We start from the raw sequence: 24,467 nt of genomic DNA on the forward strand, positions 1-24,467 counted from the left end.
AAAATAAATATATTATCCTTGACGTTGTTTATGTTTAGGATTATTTAAACAAATTACTCTAATAACTCTCTTCCTACGCACAATTTTACAATCACGACAAAATTTTTTCACAGAAGTACGTACTTTCATATATCCTCTTATAAAAAATAATAAATTAATCCTCTAAAAATTAATTTTTTAAATATAAATTTGATTTTTTTAATAAAGATTTATATTGCATTGAAAGTAATAAAGTTTGAATCTGAGAAATCAAATCAATAATAACTGATACTACAATTAACAAAGAAGTTCCTCCAAAATAAAAAGGAACGTGAAAAAAATATCGAATTAAATCTGGTAATATACAAATACTAACAATATAAAAAGATCCTAAACACGTTAAACGAAAAACTATTCTATTAATGTATTTAGCGGTATTAGGTCCAGGACGAATCCCAGGTAAAAATGCACCAGATTTTTTTAAATTATTTGAAACTTCTACAACATTAAATGTAAAACCTGTATAAAAAAAACAAAAAAAAACTGTAAAAATTACATATAAAATTAAATATATTATATGATGAGGTCTTAAAAAAGAAACTAAAAAAAAAATCCATTTTTTACAATGAAAAAAATGCCCTAAATAAGTCATAAAAATCGTTGGAAATAAAATTAAACTAGAAGCAAAAATAGAAGGCATCACTCCAGACATATTTACTTTTAATGGTAAATAACTATTTCGTGAAATCCCTATATTACAATTACTCTGTTTTTTTGAATAAAAAACTAAAATTTTTCTCTGACTTCTTTCAATATAAATCACTAGAAAAATTACTAAAAAAATTAATATAATAATTAATAACAATGTCCAAAATTGTATTTTTTTATCTTGAAATCTCTCTAAAGTTTTAAAAATAGAACTAGGCAACTTTGAAATTATTCCAATAAAAATAATAACAGAAATACCATTTCCTAAACCATTTGCAGTAATTAATTCACCTAACCACATTAAAAACATAGTTCCAGTAACCAAACTAATACTAGAAAGCAAATAAAAAAAAAGACTTTTTTCTAATAAAATATTTTCCATACCCGGAATAAATGGCAATCCCATTAATAAACTAAAAGCTTGAATTAAAGATAAACACAATGTTATATATTTTGTATATTTTTCGATATTATTTTGACCATATATTAAATCCTTTTTCATTCTTTTAAAAAAAGGAATAAAAAAAGTTAAAAATTGCATAATGATAGACGAAGAAATATAAGGCATTACACCTAACGCAAAAATAGAAGAACGACTTAAAGAACCTCCCGAAAACATATTTAACATATCTAAAAATGTTCCATTCGTTTTTTTTGCTAAAAAATTTTGTAAAACATATGCATTAATTCCGGGAATAGGAATAAAAGAACCAATACGAAATATTAAAATTGAAATTATAACAAACCAAATTTTTTTTTTTAAACTTTGTAAACTTGTAATATTTATTTTTTTATTCATATTTTTGCTCATACTATATTAGAATTTTTAATTTTTCCTCCACATGCTTCAAATAATTCTTTAGCTCCTTTTGTAATTTTGAGATCTTCAATAATAATTTTCTTTTTAAAAAAATATGACTTAATAATTTTTACAAATTTTATATTTTGTTTTATAATTTTTTTTTTTTTTAAAAAAGAAATATTAATTAAAGAATTTTCCTCTACATTTAATAATTGTGATAATTTTACTTCTATAGTACTTTTCTTTTTTTTAGATACGAATCCAAATTTAGGAATACGACGATATAAAGGTGTTTGTCCACCTTCAAACCCTCTTCTAATTTTGCCTCCTGATCTAGATTTTTGACCTTTATGACCTCTCCCACTAGTTTTTCCTAATCCAGATCCAATACCGCGTCCAACTCTTTTTTTATTTTTTTTTTTAATAGACAAAATAAAAGAATTTAAATTCATTTTTAAGAATCTCCTATAATTTTAATCATATAATTTACTTTTTTTAACATTCCTTGAATTGCTTCTGTATTTTCTCTAACTACTACATCACCAATTTTTCGTAAACCTAAACCTAACATTGTTGCTTTATGTACCGGTAAACGTCCAATTTGACTTTTAACTTGCATAATTTTTATATATTTCATTAGATAATTTTATCCTAATATTTCACTTAAATTTTTTCCACGCTTTTTAGCAACCATCTCTGGAGAACGCAGTTTTTTTAAACCATCTATAGTAGCCCGTACTACATTAATTGGATTTGTAGATCCAAAAGTTTTAGCTAATACATCATGAATTCCTACTACTTCTAAAACAGATCTCATAGCACCTCCAGCAATAATACCTGTTCCATCAGAAGCAGGTTTCATAAAAATTAAAGATCCTGTATGATTTCCATATACTTGATGATATAAAGTATGTTTAAATAAATAAATTAAAATCATATTCCTACGAGCTTTTTCCATAGACTTTTGAATAGCAGCTGGAACTTCTCTAGCTTTACCATATCCAAAGCCAATACGACCTTCTCCATTTCCTACTACTGTTAAAGCTGTAAAAGAAAAAATACGTCCCCCTTTTACTGTTTTCGAAACACGGTTCACAGTAATTAATTTTTCTTTTAAATCTCCAAATAATTTTTTTTCCATATATCCTCTATAATATTAAAAAATTAAACCAGTATTTCGAGCTGAATCAGCTAACATTTTAATACGACCATGATATCTAAATCCAGAACGATCAAAAGAAACTTTTTTAATTCCTTTTTTTAAAGCTCTAGTAGCAATTAAAATTCCTATAAACCGAGCAGCTAATTTATTTCCAGAATATAATAATTCTTTTTGAAAATCTTTTTCTACAGTAGATGCGCTTACATGTACAAATGCCGTAGTACTACAAATAATTTGAGCATAAATATGCCTTAAACTACGAAAAACTACAAAACGTAATAAAGAAAATTTTTGCAAATTTTTTCTTAATTTTCTATACCTACGTATTCTTTTAATTTTTTTATTCAAAAATCCTTTCATATTATTTTTTTTTAGCCTCTTTTAACCGTATTTTTTCATCAAAATAACGAATTCCTTTTCCTTTATAAGGTTCAGGTATACGAAAAGAACGTATGTTAGCAGCTACTTGTCCAACTAATTGCTTATTACAACTTTTTAATTCTAATTCGTTTTGAGATACAACCAAAACAGATACATTTAATGGTAATTTATACACTATAGGATGAGAAAAACCTAATAACATTTTTAAAGAATGAGCTCCTTCTAAAGAAATACGATAACCCACACCTAAAAATTGTAATTTTTTTACAAATCTTTTAGTAACACCATAAATCATAGATTTCACTAAAGATTTACATGTACCTGCTTGCATCCATTGTTTTTTGTTGTTAAGATTTCGACTCCTAAAAATTAAAAAACCCTGATTTATTTTTAAAATAATATTCTTATGTAATTTTTGCATTAATGTTCCATATTTTCCGGTAACAATAACTTGATTTATATCTAACGAAATTTTTATATCTTCTGGAATTTTTATAGGTACTTTTGCTAAACGAGACATATTTTCCTCTATATTATTAAAAAATTATTCTATAGCACACAGAAGTTCTCCACCTATACCTAAAATACGAGCTTTTCTATCAGTCATAACTCCCTGAGAAGTAGTAAGAATAACAACCCCTAATCCTTCTAATGAATAAGGAATTGATTTTCTTTTATTATATTTACGTAAACTTGGTTTACTTAATCTATAAATTTTTTCTATAACCGGTTTTCCTTGAAAATACTTAAAATATATCTGAATTTCTTTTTTAATCATAGAAGTAATTAAAAAATTCTCTATATATCCTTCTTCTTGCATAATCTTCAAAATATTTTTTTTTAATTTTGAATAAGGTATTTTAATAAAAATTTTATTAGATTTTTGTCCATTTCGTATACTAGTTAACATATTAGAAATAGGATCATGTATACTCATTATATATCTCACTTTAAAATTATATATTTACAAAATTTTCAATTTTTAAATACTAAAAAATTACCAACTAGCTTTTGTTAATCCCGGAATTTCACCACGCATTGCTGCTTCACGTAATTTTATACGACTTAAACCAAATTTTCTTAAAAAAGCATGAGGCCTTCCTGTCTGCCGACAACGATTTCTTTGACGCGTAGGACTTGAATCCCTAGGAAATTTTTGTAATTTTAACATAGCTTCCCATTTTTCTTTTTCTGTACTAGTCTGATTTAAAATAATTTTTTTTAATTTTAAACGTAATAAAAAAAATTTTTTAGATAATTTAATACGTTTTTTTTCACGTTCTCGCATTGATTTTTTAGCCATATTATCCTTCTTATTTCATTTTACTTACGAAATGGAAAATTAAATTGATTTAATAATTCATAACTCTCTTGATTAGTATGAGAATTAATCACAATCGTAATATTTAACCCTCTTAAACTATCAATTTTATCATACTCAATTTCTGGAAAAATAATTTGCTCTTTAATTCCTAAACTATAATTCCCGAATCCATCAAAAGATTTTTGCGACAAACCTCTAAAATCTCGAATACGTGGTATAACAACAGTAATTAATTTATCCAAAAAATCCCATTTTCTTAATCCCCGTAAAGTAACTTTACATCCAATAGGATACCCTTTACGAATTTTAAAACTTGCAATAGATTTTTTAGCACGTGTTATATAAGGTTTTTGACCGGAAATTTTCATCAAATCTTGACATGCAAAATCTAAATTTTTTTTATTAATAACTGATTTTCCAACTCCCATATTTAACACTATTTTTTCAATCTTAGGAACTGCCATAATACTTGTATATTTTAATTTTTTAACTAAATTCGGAACTACCGAATCATAATATAATTTTAACAATCTAGACATAATTTTTCTTTTTTTATTCCACCAAAGTTTTTGTTAATTTAAAAAATCTTTGTCGTTTTTTTTTAAAAAATTTAAAAAAAACTTTATCAGCTTTTTTAATCTCTTTGTTAAATAAAGCTATATTCGATATATGAATAGGGGCTTCTTTTTTTAAAATTCCTCCTAATTGATTACGTTCAGGAACTGATTTTTGATGTTTAAAAACTAAATTAACACCTTCTATAAACACCATTTTATTACTATAATCAATTTTCTTAATAAAACCTGTTTCTCCTTTACACCGACCTGATATTATAATCACAAAATCTTTATTATGTATTTTAGCTGCCATAAACATTCCTTTTTTTATAAAACTTCTGGTGCTAATGAAATAATTTTCATAAATTTTTCTATACGTAACTCACGTGTAACAGGTCCAAAAATTCTAGTACCAATAGGTTGTTCAGTAGTGTTATTTAATAAAATACACGAATTCCTATCAAAACGAATAACTGATCCATCTATTCTAGAAATTGAATTTTTAGTACGTACTATCACTGCTTTTAATACTTCCCCTTTCTTAACTTTACCCCTCGGTATAGCTTCTTTTACTGCAATTTTTATTATATCTCCTACACTCGCATATCTACGACGAGATCCACCTAAAACTTTTATACAAATAGCTAAACGAGCCCCAGAATTATCAGCAACATATAAAACAGTTTGAACTTGAATCATATATATTTTTTCCTTATAAAAATAATAATATCAAATACAATATCAAAATAATATAATATTTTACTAATTGTATAGAAGACATGAAAAAAATTTTTAAAAAACTTCATGTCTTCTGTATTTTTTAATACTTAAACAATATTATTAGAAGATTTTTTAACAATTTGTAATAATTTCCAAGATTTTAACTTAGAAAGTGGACGACATTCAAAAATTTTTACTAAATCTCCAATCATACAAATATTTTCTTCATCATGTACATAAAATTTAGTACGTTTTTGAACAATTTTTTTATATACAGAATGTTTAATCCTACGATTGACAATAACTACCACAGTTTTCTGCATTTTATTACTAATCACCACACCTTCTAAAACATTTTTTTTAGAACTCACGAATTTTTTACCTTATAAACAAGAAAAGTTTTTAAACGAGCAATATTTCTACGAACCTTACGTAATAAATGAGTTTGTTTTAATTTTCCAGAAGAAATTCTCATTCTCAAATTAAATTTTTCTCTTAAAAAATCTAAAAGCAATACTTTTATTTCTTCTATAGATTTTAATTTTAACTGTTGAAATTTTAACATATTTAGATTACCATTTTTGTCACAAATATTGTTTTAATAGGTAATTTTGATGCAGCTAATTTTAAAGCAACTCGAGACTCTTCTTCTGTAATTCCTTTAATTTCATATAAAATTTTTCCTGGTTGTATTAAAGACACCCAATATTCTACATTTCCTTTACCTTTTCCCATTCTCACTTCTAAAGGTTTTTGTGTAATAGGTTTATCTGGAAAAATACGTATCCAAATTTTTCCTAATCGTTTAACATAACGCGTCATAGTCCGCCTAGCTGATTCAATTTGACGAGACGTTAAACGACCTCTTTCAATAGCTTTTAAACCAAAATCTCCAAAATGAATTTTATCATTTATAACTAAACCACGATTACGTCCTTTATGCATTTTACGAAATTTTGTACGTTTAGGTTGTAACATATTCAAAACTCCATACATTTATTTACGAGATCGACGTAAATTTTTTTTAACATTTCCTACATTTTTTTCTTGATTTAAAAATAATGGCATTCCATCTAATATTTCTCCTTTAAAAATCCAAACTTTAACTCCTATAACCCCGTACGTAGTATGAGCTTCAGACGTATTATATTCAATATTAGCACGTAAAGTATGTAGTGGAACTCTGCCTTCTCGATACCATTCACGTCGAGCAATTTCAGCTCCTCCTAAACGACCACTCACTTCTACTTTAATTCCTTGAGCTCCCTGCCGCATAGCATTTTGAACTGCTCTTTTCATCGCTCGACGAAACATAATTCGTCTCTCTAACTGAGAAGTAATATTATCAGCGACTAATTTTGCATCTAATTCTGGTTTTTTAATTTCAGAAATGTTAATTAATACCGGAACAGTAGTCATTTTTGCAATAAATTTTCTTAATTTATCTACATCTTCTCCTTTTTTTCCAATAACAATTCCAGGACGTGCAGTATAAATAGTAATACGAATACTTTTAGCTGGTCTTTCTATTACAATTCTAGAAATAGAAGCCTTAGATAATTTCTTCATCAAAAAATTACGTACTTGAAAATCACTTTCCAAATAATTAGAAAATTCTCTTTTACTAGCAAACCAAACAGAATTCCAAGATTTTATAATTCCTAAACGCATACCATTAGGATGTACTTTTTGACCCATAAAAACCTCTTTAAATTACTTTACACAAGATAAGATCATAGTAATCTGACTTGTACGTTTTAAAATTCTATCTGCACGTCCTTTAGCTCTAGGTAACATACGTTTCATTGTAGGGCCTGCATCTACAAAAATTTTAGAAATAAAAAGAGTAGCCAATTTTAAAGAATAATTATGTTCTGCATTAGAAATAGCTGATTTTAATAATTTTCTTAATATATAAGATGACTTTTTATTAATACTTTCTAAAATTTTTAATGCTTCTAACGCATTTTTACCGCGTATAATATTTACAATTAATCTCATTTTTTGAGGTGAAGAACGAATTTTTTTATATTTTGCAAAAATAGACATATCTATCCTCTTAAATTTATTTTGCAACTTTTTTAGTTTTTCGATCTGCCGAATGACTCCTAAAAGTCCTAGTCATAGAAAATTCACCTAATTTATGACCAACCATCTCTTCAGTAATAAAAACAGGAATATGAAATTTTCCATTGTGCACTAAAATAGTAATTCCTATCATATTTGGAAAAATAGTAGAACGACGAGACCAAGTTTTTATCGGTTTTTTTTCTTTATTTTCTAAAAAAAATTTCACTTTTTTTAATAAATGATGATCTATAAATGGACCTTTTTTTAAAGAACGAGGCATAATTATATCTCCTAATTATTACGACAATGTCGAATAATAAATTTTTCAGTACGTTTATTTTTTCTAGTTTTTTTACCTTTTGTTTGAAATCCCCATGGACTAACAGGATGTTTTCCAAAATTTTTACCTTCTCCACCACCATGCGGATGATCAACAGGATTCATAGCTGTTCCACGTACAGTAGGACGAATCCCTCGCCATCTAGAAGCCCCTGCTTTTCCATAAGATTTTAACATATGTTCAATATTTCCTACTTCACCTAAAGTAGCTCGACATAATATATGAATTTTTCTTATTTCTCCAGATTTTAAACGCATCGTAGCATATTTACTATCACGAGATACTAATTGAACGGAACTCCCTGCGGAACGAGCAATCTGACCTCCTTTACCTGCTTTTAATTCTACATTATGAACTATAGAACCAACTGGAATATTTTTTAACGGTAAAGAATTACCAATTTTAATAGGAACAGAAGAACCAGATGAAATTACATCTCCTATTTTTAAATTTTTTGGAGCTAAAATATACTTATAAATTCCATTTTTATACAATATTAAAGCAATATGAGAAGACCGATTCGGATCATATTCAATTCTTTGTACAATTGCATCAATATTATCTATTATCCTTTTAAAATCTATTTTTCTATAATATCTCTTATGACCTGAACCAATATGTCTTGTTGTAATTCGTCCATTATTATTTCTTCCACCTGTTTTTTTTTTAGAAGAAATTAAAGAGGACATAGGACGACCTTTATATAAATTAGGTGTTGTGACTTTAATCATATGCCGACGACCAGGTGATGTAGGTTTACAATGTACAATAGTCAAAAAAAACTCCTTATTAAAATATAATTAATTTAAACCCATAAAATCTAAATTTTGACCTGTTTTTAACATAACATACGCTTTTTTCCAATTACTTCTTTTATATATAACATTTTTTTGTTTTTTTTTCTTTCCTTTCATAATCATTGTATTAACTTTTTTTACAGTCACTCGAAATAAATATTGTATTGCAGTTTTAATTTCAAATTTAGTAGCATTTTTTAAAACTTTTAATACAACTATATTATGTTTTTTCATATTATATGAAGATTTTTCAGAAATATGAGGCATAATTAATACCTTTAATAATCGTTCTTCATTAATCATATTAAAAAGTCCTCAAGATATTTAAAAGCATTTTTTACCATTAGTACTTTAGGATATGAAATTAAACTAACTGGATCTAAATTCTTTACAGTAATAATTTTAACTTTAAATAAATTTTTAGAAGCGCGTACTAAATATTGATCAACATCTAAAGTTATAATTAAGACATTTTTTAACTGTAAATCTATTAATTTCTTTAATAAAATTTTAGTTTTCGGTTCTTCAATATAAAATTTTTCAAATAAAATTAATCTATTCTGTCTAATTAATTCAGAAATAATATTCTGTAAAGCACCACGATACATTTTCTTATTAATTTTTTGTATAAAATTTCTAGGTTTAGAAGCAAAAGTTACACCACCCGATCTCCATAAAGGACTACGTAAAGATCCTGCTCGCGCTCTTCCTGTTCCTTTTTGACGCCATGGTTTCCGACCAGAACCAGAAACTTCCGATCTATTTTTTTGAGCTTTACTACCTTGCCGTCTTCTAGCTAAATAAGCTACAATAATTTGATGTACTAAAGAAGTATTAAAAACTTTAAAAAATTTTTTATTTTTTATTAATATTTTTTCTTGCGTATCTTGTAAAACAATATCCATATATATTTACCTCATAAAAAAATTATACTTTTATTGAAGGACGAATTTTTAAATATCCATTAACTGCCCCTGGTACACTACCTTTTACAAAAATTAAATTATTTTTAATATCAATTTTTATTAATTTTAAACTTTGTATAGTAACTTGCATATTTCCTAAATGACCAGACATTTTTTTTCCTTTAAAAACTCTGCCTGGCGTCTGATTTTGCCCAATAGATCCAGGAACTCTGTGAGATAAAGAATTTCCATGTGTAGCATCTTGCATACTAAAATTCCAACGTTTTACGGTTCCACTAAAACCTTTACCTTTTGAAATACCCGTAATATCTACCAACTTTAAATTTGAAAAATATTTTACAGATAATTCCTGTCCTATATAAAAATTTTTAATATCCTCACATCGAAATTCCCACAACCCACAACCTACTCTTAATCCTAATTTCAAAAAATAACCAGCTTCTGGTTTTTTAATACGTTGAACTTTTTTCACACCAGTTGTGACTTGAATCGCAGTATATAAATTTTTTTTCATACTTTTAATATTAGTAATCACATTTTTTTTTATTTTAATAACAGTAATAGGTATTGAACTACCATTTTCAATAAAAATTCTAGTCATACCAATCTTTCTTCCTATTAAACCCATCATATTTATATCTTCTCTTTTCAAAAATTTTATTTTTACCCTAAACTAATTTGAACATCTACACCTGCAGCAAGATCTAAACGCATTAAAGCGTCTACGGTTTTCTCAGTTGGTGTAACTATATCTATCAAACGTTTATGAGTTCTAATTTCATATTGATCACGAGCATCTTTATTTACATGTGGAGAAACTAAAATAGTATACCTTTCTTTTCGTGTAGGCAATGGAATAGGACCACGAACTTGCGCTCCTGTTCTTTTAGCAGTTTCAACTATCTCAACTGTAGATTGATCAATTAAACGATGATCAAATGCTTTTAATTTAATACGTATTCTTTGATTTTGCATAAATACTTCACCTTTACACTTACTTTTAATCAAAATTTTAAAAATTTTATTAAAAAATATAATTTTAAATTTTTAAATATAAAATTTTTAAAATCAAGAAAAGAGTAAAAAATACTCTTGTCTTGATGATCCTTATTACTTGAATATCTTTTTATTCTATAAAAAAATAATTAAATTATTACTTTAGTTACAATACCCGCACCAACAGTACGACCCCCTTCACGAATTGCAAATCTTAAACCTTCCGCCATAGCAATAGGATGTATTAATTTAACTGACATTTTAATATTATCTCCTGGCATTACCATTTCTACTTTTTCAGGTAATGTAATAGATCCTGTTACATCTGTAGTTCTAAAATAAAATTGAGGACGATATCCTTTAAAAAAAGGAGTATGTCTACCTCCTTCTTCTTTCGATAAAATGTATACCTCTGATTCAAATTTACTATGCGGTTTAATAGTACCAGGTTTAGCTAATACTTGACCACGTTCTATCTCTTCTCTTTTAGTACCTCTTAATAAAATTCCTACATTTTCTCCTGCACGTCCTTCATCTAATAATTTACGAAACATTTCTACACCAGTACAAATTGTTTTTACAGTATTACGGACTCCTACAATTTCAACTTCTTCACCCACATGAATAATTCCACGCTCTACTCTACCAGTTACTACAGTACCGCGACCTGAAATCGAAAAAACGTCTTCAATTGGTAATAAAAAAGGATCTTCAATTGCTCGTTTAGGAATTGGAATATAAGTATCTAATAAATGAGATAACTCTAAAATTTTATTTTCCCATACTTTATCACCTTCTAAAGCTTTTAAAGCTGACCCTCGAACTATAGGAATATCATCACCAGGAAAATCATATTGAGTTAAAAGATCACGTACTTCCATTTCAACTAATTCTAATAATTCTTCATCATCTACCATATCGCATTTATTAAGAAAAACAATAATATGAGGAACACCTACTTGCCTTCCTAATAAAATATGTTCACGAGTTTGAGGCATAGGACCATCTGTAGCTGCAACTACTAAAATAGCTCCATCCATTTGAGCAGCTCCTGTAATCATATTTTTAATATAATCAGCATGACCAGGGCAATCGACATGAGCATAATGACGTAATTCAGTATCATATTCAACATGAGACGTATTAATTGTAATACCACGAGCTTTTTCTTCTGGAGCATTATCAATTTGATCAAATGCACAAGCTAAACCACCAAATTTTTTTGACAAAACAGTTGTAATAGCTGCTGTTAAAGTCGTTTTTCCATGATCAACATGACCAATTGTTCCTACATTAATATGAGGTTTAATACGCTCAAACTTTTTTTTAGACACTATTTTTTCCTTTTATAATAAATGTATATAAAAATTTAAACAAAAATTTTAAAAAATTTAAAAAAATTATTTTTTTCTCAATTCTATAATTTTTTCAGATAAAATTTTTGGAATTTCCGAATATTTTAAAAATTCCATAGAATATGATGCTCTTCCTTGTGTTTGAGATCTTAAATCTGTCGCATAACCAAACATTTCAGATAAAGGAATAATCGCTTGTATTTTTTTATCACCTATGATATCATTTGACATTCCTTCTATTATTCCTCGGCGACGATTAATATCTCCAATAACATCTCCCATATAATTTTGAGGAGTTTCAATTTCTACTTTCATGATCGGTTCTAATAAAATAGGAGTAGCTTTTTTAAAAGCGTTTTTAAAAGCATATGAAGCTGCTAACTTAAATGCTAATTCTGATGAATCTACATCATGAAAAGACCCATAATATAAACGTATTACAACATCAACTACAGGATAACCTGCTAAAGGTCCAGATTTTAATTGTTCTTGAATCCCTTTATTAATTGCTGGAATATACTCACTAGGAATAGACCCACCTTTAATATCATTAATAAAAGTATAACTAGATTCTTCTTTTGATCTAGGAAATAAATCTAATACAACATGACCATATTGCCCTCGACCACCTGATTGTTTAATATGTTTACCTTCAATCCCTAAAATTTTAGTTTTAATAGTTTCTCTATATGCCACCTGAGGTGTTCCAATATTTGCTTCCACACCAAATTCACGTTTCATACGATCTATAATAATTTCTAAATGTAACTCTCCCATTCCAGAAATAATAGTTTGATTAGATTCTCTATCTGTATATACACGAAAAGAGGGATCTTCCTTAGCTAATCGATTTAAAGACAATCCCATTTTTTCTTGATCAATTTTAGTTTTAGGTTCAACAGCTATAGAAATCACAGGTTCAGGAAAATCCATTTTTTCTAAAATAATAGAATTTTCTAAATCACATAATGTATCACCAGTACTAACATTTTTTAAACCAATAGCTGCAGCAATATCTCCTGCTCTTACTTCTTTAATTTCTTCACGTTTATTTGCATGCATTTGAACAATTCGTCCAAATCTTTCTTTATGTAATTTACCTGAATTTAAAACAGTATCTCCCGAATGAACAATTCCTGAGTATACACGGAAAAAAGTTAAATTCCCAACAAAAGGATCGCTAGCAATTTTAAACGCTAAAGCAGAAAAAGGTTGTTCATCAGAAGAATTTCTTAAAATTAAATCTTTTTTATTATCTTTTGAATATCCTTGAATCGAAGGTACATCTTGTGGAGATGGTAAAAAATCTATAATAGCATCTAATAACGTCTGCACACCTTTATTTTTAAACGCAGACCCACAAGTAATTAAAGTTATTTTATTTTTTAAAACTCCAGATCTTAAACTTTTTTTAATTTCTTCTTCTGAAAGAATTTGATTATTTAAATATTTCGACATTAAATTTTCATCAAATTCTACTGCTGCTTCAATTAAATTTATATGCCATTTCTGCGCTTTTTTTTCTAAAAATTTTGGAATATCAGAATATTGAAAAGTCATTCCATGATCAGTTTCACACCATCTAATTGCTTTCATTTTAATTAAATCTATTACTCCAACAAATTTTTCTTCAGTACCTATTGGCAGTTGTATAGGGATAGCTAAAGTATGTAAACAAAGTTTAATTTGTTTAACTACAGAAAAAAAATTAGCACCCATACGATCCATTTTATTAATAAAAGCAATACGAGGAACATTATATTTATTAGCCTGTCTCCAAACAGTTTCTGATTGAGGTTGTACACCTCCAACAGCGCAATAAATCATAACTACACCATCTAAAATACGCATAGAACGTTCTACTTCTATAGTAAAATCAACGTGACCAGGAGTATCAATAATATTAATTTTATGTGCTGAAAATTGTTTATACATTCCAGACCAAAACGTTGTAGTAGCTGCAGAAGTAATAGTAATACCGCGCTCTTGTTCTTGAACCATCCAATCCATTGTAGCAGTACCATCATGAACTTCTCCAATTTTATGGTTTACTCCTGTATATAATAAAATCCTTTCGGTAGTAGTAGTTTTACCGGCATCAATATGAGCACTAATTCCAATATTCCGATATTGAGTAATAAGCGTTTTACGAACCATAAATCTCCTATAAAAACACAATATAAAATATATTTATTATATATTTTATACAAATTTTTCCAGTATACAGATAATTTTAATATAATTTACCATCGATAATGCGCAAAAGCTTTATTTGCTTCAGCCATTTTATGTACTTCTTCTTTTTTTTTTACAGCAGCTCCTTTATTTTCAATCGCATCTAATAATTCATAAGTTAATTTTAAAAACATAGATTTATCATGTCGTTTCCTTGCAGCCAAGATAATCCATCGCATTGCTAAAGTATTCCTACGAATTGGACGTACTTCAACTGGAACTTGATAAGTAGATCCTCCAACACGACGAGATTTAACTTCTACTAATGGTTTAACATTTTCTAATGCTAAATCAAAACTTTCTAATTCTTTTTTATGTATTTTTTTAGAAACATTTTTTAATGCAGTATATACAATATATTCAGCTATAGACTTTTTACCATCCATCATTAAAATATTAATAAATTTTGCCAACAACTCTGATTTAAATTTAGGATCAGATAAAATTTTTCTATTTCCAATAATACGACGACGAGGCATCTAATACTCCTATAATTTTATATTTTTGGTTTTTTAACACCATATTTTGAACGACTTTTTTTACGATCTTTTACACCGGCGCAATCTAAAGCACCTCGAACAATATGATATCTAACTCCAGGCAAATCTTTAACACGACCTCCTCGTATTAAAATCACAGAATGTTCTTGTAAATTATGTCCTTCCCCTCCAATATATGCAGTTACTTCTAATCCATTCGTTAATCTTACCCGACAAACTTTCCGTAAAGCTGAATTTGGTTTTTTAGGAGTCGTAGTATATACACGAATACACACTCCTCTTTTTTGAGGAGATTGTGATAATGCTGGAACATTACTTTTACTATTTTTTTGTTTTCGAAATTTTCTAACTAATTGATTAATAGTAGACATTTTTACTCCATATAAAATATTTAAAATATAATTTTAAATTAAAAAATTCTTTAAATATATATTTTTTAAAAAAATATTTAAAAAAAAATAATTTTTACCACGTCATATTAATTTTATGTTTTTCAGTTAATGTAACAAATTCTAAAAAATTTATAATTTTAATATCAAAAAATACAAATTTTAATAATCCTCTAGTTTTTAAATCTTCTTGTAAAAAATAAACTTTTTTAAAAAATTTTTCTATTTTTTCTCTTAATATATTATCTTTAAGCCCTAAAATAACTCCATCTTGTATACAGAGTAACTCATCAGAAACCCGTGAAAAAATTTTTAAAGAATTTATAGAAATTTGAAATGGAGAACTTAATAAAATATGTAACATTTTTTTTACCATTTAAATATAATATCAAATTGATGAATTTTTTCTTTTATTTCGTTTTCTTTTAAAAAACTTCCTTTAATAATAAAATTTTTATCATTATAAATACCGCGTTCTTGAGAAGATTGCAAACAAAAAAAAAAATTACAAATATTAAATGTAGGTAAAATCTTAAATAAAAAAACATAATTATTTAAAAAAAAAATTTCAGGTTTTTGAGATTTTAATAATTGTAAAATTCCATCTTCAATAAAAAAAATTCCAATATTTTTAATACCTATCGCCAAAGACAAAATTATATTTATACCTTCACAACTAATATATTTCCCATATGGAGAATTAGAGAAAACAAATGCTATTGATTTTTTCATAATAAATATTATTGTATATTATAATTAAAATTGTAAAAAACGATCACATTTCTGAATTTCAAAAGATAACACGCTTAAACCTACCAATTTAAAAAATTTTGAAAAATTTCCTTCTAAAAAACCTAATTTTAATGCTATTTTTTTGGGTAAAATTCCTCGTTGATAAGCAGAATTTACACATACATACAAATTTACCTGATAAATTAAAAATAAATTTGACCATTTTTTTAAAAAATTTAATTCATCTTTCGATGGAAAAATCATACTATTGGAATGATATACTCCAGAAGAATAAAAAAAAATACTCCTTAACGTATGTTTCTTCAAGATTACAGAATGGGCAAATAATAATGCAGAATTTGCATTTTGAGTACCATATGGAGGGCCAGAAACAGTTAAAATATATTTCATATTAAATTCTTTTTTTCTGCATAAAAATGTTATATTTTTTTTTTAAAAAAAAACTATAAAACATCTAATACTTCAATTTCAAAAATTAAAGTTGCAGATGCAGGAATACCAGGAATTCTAATCATTTTATTAGATAAATTTGATGGTATTACTAAAATAATTTTTCCACCTTTTTTTAATAATTGAATACTTTCTTTCCAAACAGGAATAATTTGATTTAAAGTTAACTGAAGAGGGCCACCATTTTTATAAGAATTATCAAATTCTGTACCATCTACTAAAAAACCTTTATAATGTACTACTAATTTTGAATCTGAATTAATATTAGAGCCTGTTCCAACTTTTTTGATCTGATATAAAATTCCTGATGTACTTATTTTTACATTTTTGTTCTTTAAGAATTGCTGTAAATATTTTTTATCTAATTTTAAAAGTTTTTTTTCCAAAATTTCTTCTAAATTTTTATTTTCAACTTCAACTTTTTCTGAAAAAATTTGTAAAAAATCTTTAATTTCTTCTTGAGAAAATTTAACGGTATGTAATAACGCATCCCATAAACCCATATATACTATAAAAGGTTTAGTAATAATTTTTTTGTATAAAGATTGATGTAAAAAATTTACAATCATTTGCCCAAAAGATACTCCTACAGAATACAACATTTTATCTTCAGATGTATGTACTTCTGGTAACATATTATATTCAGGAATATCTTTTTTTATAATATTTTTTTGTATTTCTGAAGCATAAACAAAATTTTGAAAACTTAAAGATATTAAAAAAATACCTAAAATTACTTTTAAATAATACATATATTACAATCCTTCTAAAAAAATCATTTAAAATATTAAAATTTAAAATTTTTATAAAAATTTATTTTAAAATTTATAAAAATTAAAAAATTAAATTATATATATTCTTAAAATATTTGATTTCTTTTAAAAATAAAATATAAAAAAAATTAACATTATAAAAATTTTATATATTAATTTTTTTCCGAATTTTTTTAAAAAATTTTTGAGAATTTAAATTCGCAATATAAGATCCTTTCTCTAAAATTTTATATAATTTCGATTCATTTTTTCTATAAAAAAAATATAATTTTTGTATACGAATTAAAAATTTTTTTAAAATCTCAGAAACAGATTCTTTAAATTGTTGATACGTATAATTTTTAAATTTTTTTTCTAAAACAGAAATACTATTCTTACTTAACAAAGATGCAATGATTAATAAATTAGAAATTCCAGGTTTTATAGAAGGATTATAAAATATTTGAGGAGGAGTATCTGAATCTGTTACAGAATTTTTAATTTTTAATAAAGCAACTTCTATTGAATCACTTAAAAAAATTACATTATTCACGTTTTTATTTGTTTTAGACATTTTTAATAAAGGATTTTGTAAACCCATAATTTTTTTCCCTAAATTAGGAATAAAAATTTTTGGAATCACAAAAATTTTTCCATAAATTTTATTAAAACGTTTTGCAATTTTTTGTGTAAACTCTAAATGTTGTTTTTGATCTTCCCCTACTAATACCAAATTCGTTTGATACAATAAAATATCAGATGCCATTAATACAGGATAATTCAATAATCCTAAATTTACATTTTTAGGTTGTAATAATAATTTACTTTTAAATTGAGTCATTCGAGATAACTCTCCAAAAGAACTCATACATCCTAATATCCAATACAATTGAGTATGAAGTACTACATCAGACTGTACAAAAATAATACTTTTTTCAGGATTAATACCGCAAGCCAAATACCAAGATAAAGTATCTAAAATAGAATTTTTTAAAAAATTAATTTTTTTTGTTAAACAATTAGTTAATACATGTAAATCAGCAATACAAAAGTAACATTTTGAAAAATTTTGAAAATTTCTCCAATACTGCATAGTACCTAAATAATTTCCTAAAGTTAACATTCCAGACGGTTGAATACCAGTAAAAATTACATTTTTAAAAGAATTTTGCATAAAAAACCCTTAAGATTCTTCAGAATAAAAAAATTCTTAATACAATAAAAATTTTTTAAAATTTTCTAAAGTTTTTTTATAATTTTTAGTTTTAAAAATAGAAGTACCTAATACAATTACATCTACTCCTAATAAAACTAATTTTTGAATATTTTTTAACGTAATTCCACCATCTACTTCTAAAATAATATTTTTTTTTTTTCTATCTAAAATTTCTTTTATATAAAAAATTTTCTCAAAAATAAAAGGTAAAAATTTTTGACCACCTAATCCTGGAGTTACGGACATAATTAAAAGAATATCAATTTGATCTAAAAAATTTTCTACAACACTAAAAGAAGTACTAGGATTTAATGCAATTCCAATTTTACAACCGTAATATTTAATTACTTGAATTAATTTTTCTAAATAAAAAGTAGTTTCTGGATGTATAATGATTGTTGTTGCACCAGCATCTGAAAACTGTTTAATTAATAATTCTGTAATAGGATTAACCATTAAATGAACTTCTATTGGATGTGTAATATTATTTTTACGTAAAGATTCTAATACTAACGGCCCAAAAGTTATATTAGGTACATAATGATTATCCATAACATCAAAATGAATAATATCACCCCCAAATTTTAAAACTTCTTTAACTTCTTCTCCTAATTTAAAAAAATTTGCAGCAAGAATTGATGGAGCTAATAATATTTTTTTCATAAATTAATATATTGAAATCCTTATATCAATTATTTATTTAAATTACTAAAAAATTTTTCTTTTTTTATATTTTTAAAAATTTTTAAAATAATATTTGTATCAGATAATTCATAAATTTTTACATTGCCAATATCATAAGGTAAAATTAAAAAAATTTTTCCATTAACTGTCTTTTTATCACGAAACATTAATCTAATATATTCTTCGCCACACATTTCTAATGGACCTAAAATAGGTAATTTAATTTTCTGAAAAAGATCAATTATTCGCGAAAAATTTTTTAAAGATAAATATTTTAAATAATATGAAAGATAAGAAGCTAAAACAATACCCGCAGAAACAGCATATCCATGTAACCATGTACTATAACCTGTATATGTTTCAATAGCATGAGCAAAACTATGACCTAAATTTAAAAGAGCACGTGAAGAACATTCTTTTTCATCCATTTCTATAATTTTTTTTTTAAATTTACAACATTGTAAAATACAATAAGATAATTCTTTTTTTTCTAAATTTAATACTTTAAAAATATTATTTTCTAACCAAATAAAAAAATTTTTATCAAAAATAATTGCATATTTAATAACTTCCGAAATTCCAGATAATAACTCTTTTTTCGATAAAAATTTTAAAAAATTAATATTAATTAAAACTAACTTCGGTTGCCAAAAAGAACCAATCATATTTTTTCCTAAAATATGATTTACGCCAGTTTTTCCTCCAATAGATGCATCTACTTGAGCTAATAATGTAGTCGGAATTTGAATAAAACTTATACCTCTTTGATAAATAGAAGCTACAAAACCTGTAATATCTCCAATAACACCCCCACCAAAAGCAATTAAATTAGTATTCCTATCACATTGATTTTCTAATAAAAAAGATAAAATCTTATCTACAGTTTTTAAATTTTTATATAATTCACCATCTTTTAAAACAATAATTTTATATTTTATCTTCAAATTTAAAAACATAGATAAAAAATTATTTAATAATATTTTTCTTACAGTAAAATTAGTTACAATAATATTTTGTGATCCAAAAAAAAATAAATTTTTAATTTTTTTTTTTGTAAATTTCGGAACACCCATATATATTGAATAACTACTATGAGATAAATTAATTTGAATATTTTTTTTACACATAATAAATACCCATATAAATTTTCAAAACATTAAATTATTTTTTAAAATTTTTTAATAATTTGACAATTTGATAAACAACAATTTTTGGAGTTTTAAAATTAGTATCAATAATAAAATCTGAAATAGATTGATATAAAGGGTCGCGTATATTTGCTAAATTTTCCAAAATTTTTTTTTTATTTTTTTGTTTTTCTAAAAAATTTAAAAGAGGTCTTTTTTTATCTAATGGGATTCGAATTAACTGTTTTTCTACTGTAATTTTTAAATAAATTACAATACCGTATTTTACTAAATATTTTCTTGAAAATTTAGATAATACACAACCTCCTCCAGTTGCTAAAACAATATTTTTTTTTTGAGTAAGATGTTGAATCATCTTTTCTTCACGAATACGAAAACCACTTTCCCCCTCTAAATCAAAAATCCAAGAAATGTCTACTCCAGTACACTTCTCAATTTCAAGGTCTGAATCATAAAAATTCATATTCAAGAATTTTGCTAATTGACGCCCAATAGTGCTTTTTCCTGCACCCATAGGACCTACTAAAAAAATATTCTGTTTTTCGATCATAAAAAATTATCGCCAAAAAAATTAAAATAAAAAAATCTTTTTACAACACAATTTTATTATTTAAAAATTATAATTTCTAAATTTTATAAAAAAATTAAAAATAAAATTTATAACAAAATAATTTATTTTATTAAAAAAAAAGTAATTATCTATTTTAAAAATATAGTTTATAAAAAATAAATATAAAAATTTTAAAAAAATTAAAATTATAAAAATTTTTTAAAAAAACTTGACCTATTTAAAATTTCTATTATTATAGCTACTAACTATAAAAAACTCAAATAAAAATATTTTTTAAAAATGGTGAGATGTCTGAGTGGTTGAAAGAGCATGCTTGGAAAGTATGTATACATTTTTATGTATCAAGGGTTCGAATCCCTTTCTCACCTAAATTTTTAAATATTGATATTTTTTATTATAAAAAATTTATTAAAAATATGATGTAGATGTAAATTTATGTAACGTAATATCTTTAATTCCAATAATTTCTGGAAATTCTTTTAATAAAATTTTTTCAATATTTTCTTTTAGAGTAATATTACTCATTGAGCAACCATTACAACCTCCAATAAATTTTAATAAAACCCAATTTTTAGTATCAATTTTAATAAAAATTACACTTCCATTATGCTTTAACAACATAGGATTAATTACAGTAAAAAAAAAATGTTTAATCCTATCTTTTAAAGAAGAATTATTTTTTAATATAGGAAATTTTTTTACAAATGGTGCTTTTAAAGTAATTTGAGTTTCTAAATCATTAGAAATTAAATTTACTTCAGCATTTTTTAAATATGGCAAAAAAATTTTTTTTACATATACAAAAGTACTTAATAATACAATTTTATAATCTATTTCTAAATTTACTTCTTCAATATCACAAAAAGACAAACTACAATTAGCTGCTTCTGTACCTGGAAATTCTACCGAAATTCGAATATACGTATTTAAAGGTTGATTTTTTAATAATTTAATAAAATGTAATTTTACTTCTTCAGAAAATTTAATCATATTAAAATTTTAATTTCCTATAAAAATATTGAATATATAAAAAAATATTTTTTTATCTATAAATTTTATAAAAAATCATATATAATGATATTTTTAATTTAATAATATTTTTTAATAATTTATGAAAAAAATTTTTTACTCAATTCAAGGTAAGGGAAAAATTCCAATTATTTTATTACATGGTTGGGGATTAGATTCAAATATATGGAAAAATTTTTTATTTTTATTTTCTTCACAATATACTATATATATAATAGATTTTCCAGGATATGGTAAAAATTTTTTCTTAAAAAATATGTCTTTTAAAGAAATTTCAAAATTTTTATTAAAAATCATTCCAAAAAAAGTCATATGGATAGGATGGTCATTAGGAGGGTTATTAGCTACATACATGAGTTATTACTTTCCAAAACGAACTTATGGAACAATTCTGATAACCTCTTCTCCGTATTTTTTAAAAACAAAAAAGTGGCCTGGAATTTCTAAAAAAATTCTTAAAAATTTAAAAAAAAAAATGATTTTTTCTTATGAAAATTTTTTAAAAGAATTTTATTTTTCACAAATGTATATTTATGAAAAAAAAAAAAACAAAAATCAATATATAAATTTAAAAAAATTTTTAAAACATCAACCATCTTCCTACACAATTAATTATGGATATCAATGGTTAATTAAAATTGATAATAGAAAAAAAATTCTAAATTTAAAAACTCCAATTTTTAGGATTTATGGTGAATTAGATTTATTAGTCCCATATAAAATTGAAAATTATCTTCAAAAATATATTATAAATGGTCAATCATATATTATTCCACATTCAGCTCATATCCCATTTATTTCTCATCCAATAAATTTTACAAAAATTATAAAAAATATATTTAAAAAAATTTTTTTTCAAAAATAAAAGCATAAAAAATAAATTTTATTAAAATGGAATTTCATCCTCAAAATCTATTTTAGAAGTTGTATCAATTAAATTTTTTTGTTTTTTATATTCTTCTTTTACAGGATTCGAAGCATATTGTTTTTCAATTTTATTAATACCTTTTTCTAAAGTATCTGAAGAATATTTTAATACTTTTTCTTTATCTTTAACATAATTTTGATTAGAATTTCTATTACCTAACATCTGCATTGTTCCCGTAATATTAACAATAATTTCAGTAATATATCTATCAATACCATTTTGATCTTGCCATTTTCGAGTTTGTAACGTACCTTCAATATAAATTTGAGAACCTTTATGTAAATATTGAGCTGCTATTTCAGCTAATTTTCCAAAAACTACAATACGATGCCATTCAGTCTTTTCTTTTAATTCTCCAGTATTCTTATCTTTCCAATTTTCTGACGTAGCAATTGTCATATTTAATACAGCTCCACCATTAGGCATATAACGAATTTCAGGATCTTGCCCTAAATTTCCAATTAATATTACTTTGTTAATTCCTCTACTAGCCATATAATATAACTCACTTAATAAAAATTCATATTTAAAATTATTATAAATAATATCATAAAAAAAAATCAAGAGATATAAAATTTTTATTCTTTTAAAAATTACTTTTTAAAAATAAAAATTTTCTCAAAATATAAAAAATTTTAATATTATAAAAAATAAATTATTTCTTAAAAGGAAAAAAAATGCCAGCAAAAAATAAATATCCTTATAAATTTTCTGTTGCCCCTATGTTAAATTATACAGATTTTTATTGTCATTTTTTTTATCGACAATTAACACAAAAAACTTTATTATATACTGAAATGTATACTACAAAACAAATTATCCATCAATTCATTAATACTAATATAAAAATATATCCACCTACATCACTACAATTAGCTGGAAATAATATAAAAGAATTTATAATTTGCGCAAAATGGGCTGAAAAAATTGGATTTAATGAAATTAATATTAATTTAGGATGTCCATCAAAAAGCGCTCAAAAAGGAAATTTTGGAATATGTTTAATGAATCAACCCGAAATTGTATTTAAAATTATTCAAGAACTTTATTATACTATTTCTCTTCCAATTAGTGTAAAAATAAGATTAGGAATTACTAAAAAAAATAATTTTTATTTTTTAAAAAATTTTATTCAAGAAATATCAAAAAAAAAATACTGTAAAAGATTTGTTATACATGCTAGAAATGCTGATTTAACATTAACTAAAACATATCAAAATAGAAATATACCGCCTTTAAATTACTCATATGTATATAAAATTAAAAAATATTTTCCAAAATTAATAATAATTTTAAATGGAGGATTACAAAATATTAATAATGATATTAAACATTTAAAAAAATTAGATGGTATTATGATGGGACGTAAAATTTATAAAAATCCATTAATTTTAACTAAAATTGATAAAATTATTTTTAATCAAAAAAAAAAATATAATATTTTAAAAATTTTAAGAAAAACAATCCAATATGCAGAAAAAAAAATGAAAAAAGGTATACATCCTTTTAAAATAATAAAACATTTTTTAAATACTTTTTCAGGTATTTCTAATTCTAAAAAATGGAAAAAATATCTTTTAACAGAACTAAAAAATACTAAAAATCTTACTAGAACACTTAATGATTCTTTTAAACTATTTTCATTAACAGATTTAAATTCATTTAAAAAATTTTAATTCTAAATATTTTTGTATA

Annotated in this window: 39 protein-coding genes and 1 tRNA gene; 3 read left to right on the top strand and 37 right to left on the bottom strand. The window is 24.5% G+C overall.

From position 1 onward, the window contains the following. Positions 1-12: 12 nt before the first annotated feature. The 35 genes from rpmJ to aroK all read right to left on the bottom strand — a co-directional run bounded on the left by rpmJ (position 13) and on the right by aroK (position 20,794). Complete coding sequence (gene rpmJ / locus RJT25_RS01680) at positions 13-129, bottom strand: 50S ribosomal protein L36 (RefSeq protein WP_343126483.1); 117 nt, start codon at positions 127-129, stop codon at positions 13-15. A 40-nt stretch (positions 130-169) separates the two neighbouring features. After that, on the bottom strand, positions 170-1,486 hold the full coding sequence (secY, locus tag RJT25_RS01685) for a preprotein translocase subunit SecY (protein WP_343126484.1): 1,317 nt from the start codon (positions 1,484-1,486) through the stop codon (positions 170-172). Between the two features lie 8 nt (positions 1,487-1,494). Next, positions 1,495-1,941, bottom strand: coding sequence for a 50S ribosomal protein L15 (rplO, locus tag RJT25_RS01690; RefSeq protein ID WP_343126485.1), 447 nt, complete (start codon positions 1,939-1,941; stop codon positions 1,495-1,497). Positions 1,942-1,943: 2 nt separating this feature from the next. Further along, on the bottom strand, positions 1,944-2,126 hold the full coding sequence (rpmD, locus tag RJT25_RS01695) for a 50S ribosomal protein L30 (RefSeq protein WP_343126486.1): 183 nt from the start codon (positions 2,124-2,126) through the stop codon (positions 1,944-1,946). Between the two features lie 9 nt (positions 2,127-2,135). After that, the gene (gene rpsE, locus RJT25_RS01700) at positions 2,136-2,630 is read right to left on the bottom strand and encodes a 30S ribosomal protein S5 (protein WP_343126487.1); all 495 of its coding nucleotides are present in this window, start codon (positions 2,628-2,630) and stop codon (positions 2,136-2,138) included. Between the two features lie 15 nt (positions 2,631-2,645). Then, positions 2,646-2,999, bottom strand: coding sequence for a 50S ribosomal protein L18 (rplR, locus tag RJT25_RS01705; RefSeq protein WP_343126722.1), 354 nt, complete (start codon positions 2,997-2,999; stop codon positions 2,646-2,648). A 13-nt stretch (positions 3,000-3,012) separates the two neighbouring features. Beyond that, positions 3,013-3,552 (bottom strand): 50S ribosomal protein L6, encoded by a 540-nt coding sequence (rplF, locus tag RJT25_RS01710; RefSeq protein WP_343126488.1) that lies wholly within the window; start codon positions 3,550-3,552, stop codon positions 3,013-3,015. Between the two features lie 24 nt (positions 3,553-3,576). After that, complete coding sequence (gene rpsH / locus RJT25_RS01715) at positions 3,577-3,969, bottom strand: 30S ribosomal protein S8 (protein WP_343126489.1); 393 nt, start codon at positions 3,967-3,969, stop codon at positions 3,577-3,579. A gap of 60 nt (positions 3,970-4,029) precedes the next feature. Next, entirely contained in the window at positions 4,030-4,335 is a 306-nt protein-coding gene (rpsN, locus tag RJT25_RS01720) for a 30S ribosomal protein S14 (RefSeq protein WP_343126490.1), read from the bottom strand. 20 nt (positions 4,336-4,355) lie between these two features. Then, complete coding sequence (gene rplE / locus RJT25_RS01725; protein WP_343126491.1) at positions 4,356-4,895, bottom strand: 50S ribosomal protein L5; 540 nt, start codon at positions 4,893-4,895, stop codon at positions 4,356-4,358. Between the two features lie 13 nt (positions 4,896-4,908). Continuing rightward, entirely contained in the window at positions 4,909-5,226 is a 318-nt protein-coding gene (gene rplX, locus RJT25_RS01730; protein WP_343126492.1) for a 50S ribosomal protein L24, read from the bottom strand. Between the two features lie 14 nt (positions 5,227-5,240). Continuing rightward, positions 5,241-5,612, bottom strand: a complete 372-nt coding sequence (gene rplN / locus RJT25_RS01735) for a 50S ribosomal protein L14 (RefSeq protein ID WP_343126493.1) — start codon at positions 5,610-5,612, stop codon at positions 5,241-5,243. Between the two features lie 128 nt (positions 5,613-5,740). Next, positions 5,741-6,004: a 30S ribosomal protein S17 gene (gene rpsQ / locus RJT25_RS01740; protein ID WP_343126494.1), complete on the bottom strand. Its 264-nt coding sequence runs from the start codon at positions 6,002-6,004 to the stop codon at positions 5,741-5,743. Beyond that, positions 6,001-6,198 carry a 50S ribosomal protein L29 gene (gene rpmC, locus RJT25_RS01745; protein ID WP_343126495.1) on the bottom strand — a complete coding sequence of 66 codons (198 nt, stop codon included), beginning with the start codon at positions 6,196-6,198 and terminating at the stop codon, positions 6,001-6,003. Before rpmC ends, rpsQ begins: the two co-directional genes overlap by 4 nt. A gap of 2 nt (positions 6,199-6,200) precedes the next feature. Beyond that, on the bottom strand, positions 6,201-6,611 hold the full coding sequence (gene rplP, locus RJT25_RS01750) for a 50S ribosomal protein L16 (protein WP_343126496.1): 411 nt from the start codon (positions 6,609-6,611) through the stop codon (positions 6,201-6,203). An 18-nt stretch (positions 6,612-6,629) separates the two neighbouring features. Further along, positions 6,630-7,331 (bottom strand): 30S ribosomal protein S3, encoded by a 702-nt coding sequence (gene rpsC, locus RJT25_RS01755; protein ID WP_343126497.1) that lies wholly within the window; start codon positions 7,329-7,331, stop codon positions 6,630-6,632. 15 nt (positions 7,332-7,346) lie between these two features. Continuing rightward, the gene (gene rplV, locus RJT25_RS01760; RefSeq protein ID WP_343126498.1) at positions 7,347-7,682 is read right to left on the bottom strand and encodes a 50S ribosomal protein L22; all 336 of its coding nucleotides are present in this window, start codon (positions 7,680-7,682) and stop codon (positions 7,347-7,349) included. 16 nt (positions 7,683-7,698) lie between these two features. Beyond that, positions 7,699-7,983, bottom strand: a complete 285-nt coding sequence (gene rpsS / locus RJT25_RS01765; RefSeq protein WP_343126499.1) for a 30S ribosomal protein S19 — start codon at positions 7,981-7,983, stop codon at positions 7,699-7,701. An 11-nt stretch (positions 7,984-7,994) separates the two neighbouring features. Then, the gene (gene rplB / locus RJT25_RS01770; protein ID WP_343126500.1) at positions 7,995-8,819 is read right to left on the bottom strand and encodes a 50S ribosomal protein L2; all 825 of its coding nucleotides are present in this window, start codon (positions 8,817-8,819) and stop codon (positions 7,995-7,997) included. 24 nt (positions 8,820-8,843) lie between these two features. Further along, positions 8,844-9,143 (bottom strand): 50S ribosomal protein L23, encoded by a 300-nt coding sequence (gene rplW / locus RJT25_RS01775; RefSeq protein ID WP_343126501.1) that lies wholly within the window; start codon positions 9,141-9,143, stop codon positions 8,844-8,846. After that, positions 9,140-9,745 (bottom strand): 50S ribosomal protein L4, encoded by a 606-nt coding sequence (rplD, locus tag RJT25_RS01780; protein ID WP_343126502.1) that lies wholly within the window; start codon positions 9,743-9,745, stop codon positions 9,140-9,142. Before rplD ends, rplW begins: the two co-directional genes overlap by 4 nt. Before the next feature lie 22 nt (positions 9,746-9,767). Continuing rightward, positions 9,768-10,397 carry a 50S ribosomal protein L3 gene (rplC, locus tag RJT25_RS01785; RefSeq protein WP_343126723.1) on the bottom strand — a complete coding sequence of 210 codons (630 nt, stop codon included), beginning with the start codon at positions 10,395-10,397 and terminating at the stop codon, positions 9,768-9,770. A gap of 32 nt (positions 10,398-10,429) precedes the next feature. Then, the gene (rpsJ, locus tag RJT25_RS01790; protein ID WP_343126503.1) at positions 10,430-10,741 is read right to left on the bottom strand and encodes a 30S ribosomal protein S10; all 312 of its coding nucleotides are present in this window, start codon (positions 10,739-10,741) and stop codon (positions 10,430-10,432) included. 170 nt (positions 10,742-10,911) lie between these two features. Then, complete coding sequence (gene tuf / locus RJT25_RS01795; RefSeq protein ID WP_343126504.1) at positions 10,912-12,096, bottom strand: elongation factor Tu; 1,185 nt, start codon at positions 12,094-12,096, stop codon at positions 10,912-10,914. 66 nt (positions 12,097-12,162) lie between these two features. Continuing rightward, positions 12,163-14,274, bottom strand: a complete 2,112-nt coding sequence (gene fusA, locus RJT25_RS01800; RefSeq protein WP_343126505.1) for an elongation factor G — start codon at positions 14,272-14,274, stop codon at positions 12,163-12,165. Positions 14,275-14,360: 86 nt separating this feature from the next. Then, a complete protein-coding gene (rpsG, locus tag RJT25_RS01805) occupies positions 14,361-14,831 on the bottom strand; it encodes a 30S ribosomal protein S7 (protein ID WP_343126506.1) in 471 nt (156 codons plus the stop codon). A 17-nt stretch (positions 14,832-14,848) separates the two neighbouring features. Then, the gene (gene rpsL, locus RJT25_RS01810) at positions 14,849-15,223 is read right to left on the bottom strand and encodes a 30S ribosomal protein S12 (protein WP_343126507.1); all 375 of its coding nucleotides are present in this window, start codon (positions 15,221-15,223) and stop codon (positions 14,849-14,851) included. 94 nt (positions 15,224-15,317) lie between these two features. After that, positions 15,318-15,605, bottom strand: a complete 288-nt coding sequence (gene tusB / locus RJT25_RS01815; protein ID WP_343126508.1) for a sulfurtransferase complex subunit TusB — start codon at positions 15,603-15,605, stop codon at positions 15,318-15,320. 5 nt (positions 15,606-15,610) lie between these two features. Beyond that, complete coding sequence (gene tusC, locus RJT25_RS01820; protein WP_343126509.1) at positions 15,611-15,973, bottom strand: sulfurtransferase complex subunit TusC; 363 nt, start codon at positions 15,971-15,973, stop codon at positions 15,611-15,613. Between the two features lie 24 nt (positions 15,974-15,997). Further along, positions 15,998-16,384, bottom strand: a complete 387-nt coding sequence (gene tusD / locus RJT25_RS01825; RefSeq protein WP_343126510.1) for a sulfurtransferase complex subunit TusD — start codon at positions 16,382-16,384, stop codon at positions 15,998-16,000. A gap of 53 nt (positions 16,385-16,437) precedes the next feature. Continuing rightward, on the bottom strand, positions 16,438-17,196 hold the full coding sequence (locus tag RJT25_RS01830) for an FKBP-type peptidyl-prolyl cis-trans isomerase (RefSeq protein ID WP_343126511.1): 759 nt from the start codon (positions 17,194-17,196) through the stop codon (positions 16,438-16,440). Between the two features lie 166 nt (positions 17,197-17,362). Then, positions 17,363-18,370: a tryptophan--tRNA ligase gene (trpS, locus tag RJT25_RS01835; RefSeq protein WP_343126512.1), complete on the bottom strand. Its 1,008-nt coding sequence runs from the start codon at positions 18,368-18,370 to the stop codon at positions 17,363-17,365. Between the two features lie 36 nt (positions 18,371-18,406). Next, positions 18,407-19,075 (bottom strand): ribulose-phosphate 3-epimerase, encoded by a 669-nt coding sequence (gene rpe / locus RJT25_RS01840; protein ID WP_343126513.1) that lies wholly within the window; start codon positions 19,073-19,075, stop codon positions 18,407-18,409. A 29-nt stretch (positions 19,076-19,104) separates the two neighbouring features. After that, positions 19,105-20,223 (bottom strand): 3-dehydroquinate synthase, encoded by a 1,119-nt coding sequence (gene aroB, locus RJT25_RS01845; protein ID WP_343126514.1) that lies wholly within the window; start codon positions 20,221-20,223, stop codon positions 19,105-19,107. A 34-nt stretch (positions 20,224-20,257) separates the two neighbouring features. Then, positions 20,258-20,794 carry a shikimate kinase AroK gene (gene aroK / locus RJT25_RS01850; RefSeq protein WP_343126515.1) on the bottom strand — a complete coding sequence of 179 codons (537 nt, stop codon included), beginning with the start codon at positions 20,792-20,794 and terminating at the stop codon, positions 20,258-20,260. A gap of 302 nt (positions 20,795-21,096) precedes the next feature. Here aroK and RJT25_RS01855 point away from each other — a divergent pair. Further along, positions 21,097-21,183: transfer RNA gene (locus RJT25_RS01855), tRNA-Ser, on the top strand. Between the two features lie 40 nt (positions 21,184-21,223). Here the strand turns inward: RJT25_RS01855 and RJT25_RS01860 are convergent. Next, on the bottom strand, positions 21,224-21,805 hold the full coding sequence (locus RJT25_RS01860) for a NifU family protein (protein ID WP_343126516.1): 582 nt from the start codon (positions 21,803-21,805) through the stop codon (positions 21,224-21,226). A gap of 121 nt (positions 21,806-21,926) precedes the next feature. Between RJT25_RS01860 and RJT25_RS01865 the strand changes: the two genes are divergently transcribed. After that, the gene (locus RJT25_RS01865; RefSeq protein WP_343126517.1) at positions 21,927-22,709 is read left to right on the top strand and encodes an alpha/beta fold hydrolase; all 783 of its coding nucleotides are present in this window, start codon (positions 21,927-21,929) and stop codon (positions 22,707-22,709) included. Between the two features lie 21 nt (positions 22,710-22,730). Here the strand turns inward: RJT25_RS01865 and ssb are convergent, their stop codons facing one another. Next, positions 22,731-23,267 (bottom strand): single-stranded DNA-binding protein, encoded by a 537-nt coding sequence (gene ssb / locus RJT25_RS01870; RefSeq protein WP_343126518.1) that lies wholly within the window; start codon positions 23,265-23,267, stop codon positions 22,731-22,733. Between the two features lie 182 nt (positions 23,268-23,449). On the opposite strand from ssb, the gene dusA reads away from it, so the two are divergent. Beyond that, positions 23,450-24,448, top strand: a complete 999-nt coding sequence (gene dusA / locus RJT25_RS01875) for a tRNA dihydrouridine(20/20a) synthase DusA (protein ID WP_343128836.1) — start codon at positions 23,450-23,452, stop codon at positions 24,446-24,448. The last annotated feature ends 19 nt before the right edge of the window (positions 24,449-24,467 follow it).

Origin of the sequence: Buchnera aphidicola (Nippolachnus piri), from assembly GCF_039383305.1 — a bacterium.
In the GTDB taxonomy this organism is placed as follows: Bacteria; Pseudomonadota; Gammaproteobacteria; order Enterobacterales; family Enterobacteriaceae; genus Buchnera_F; species Buchnera_F aphidicola_AZ.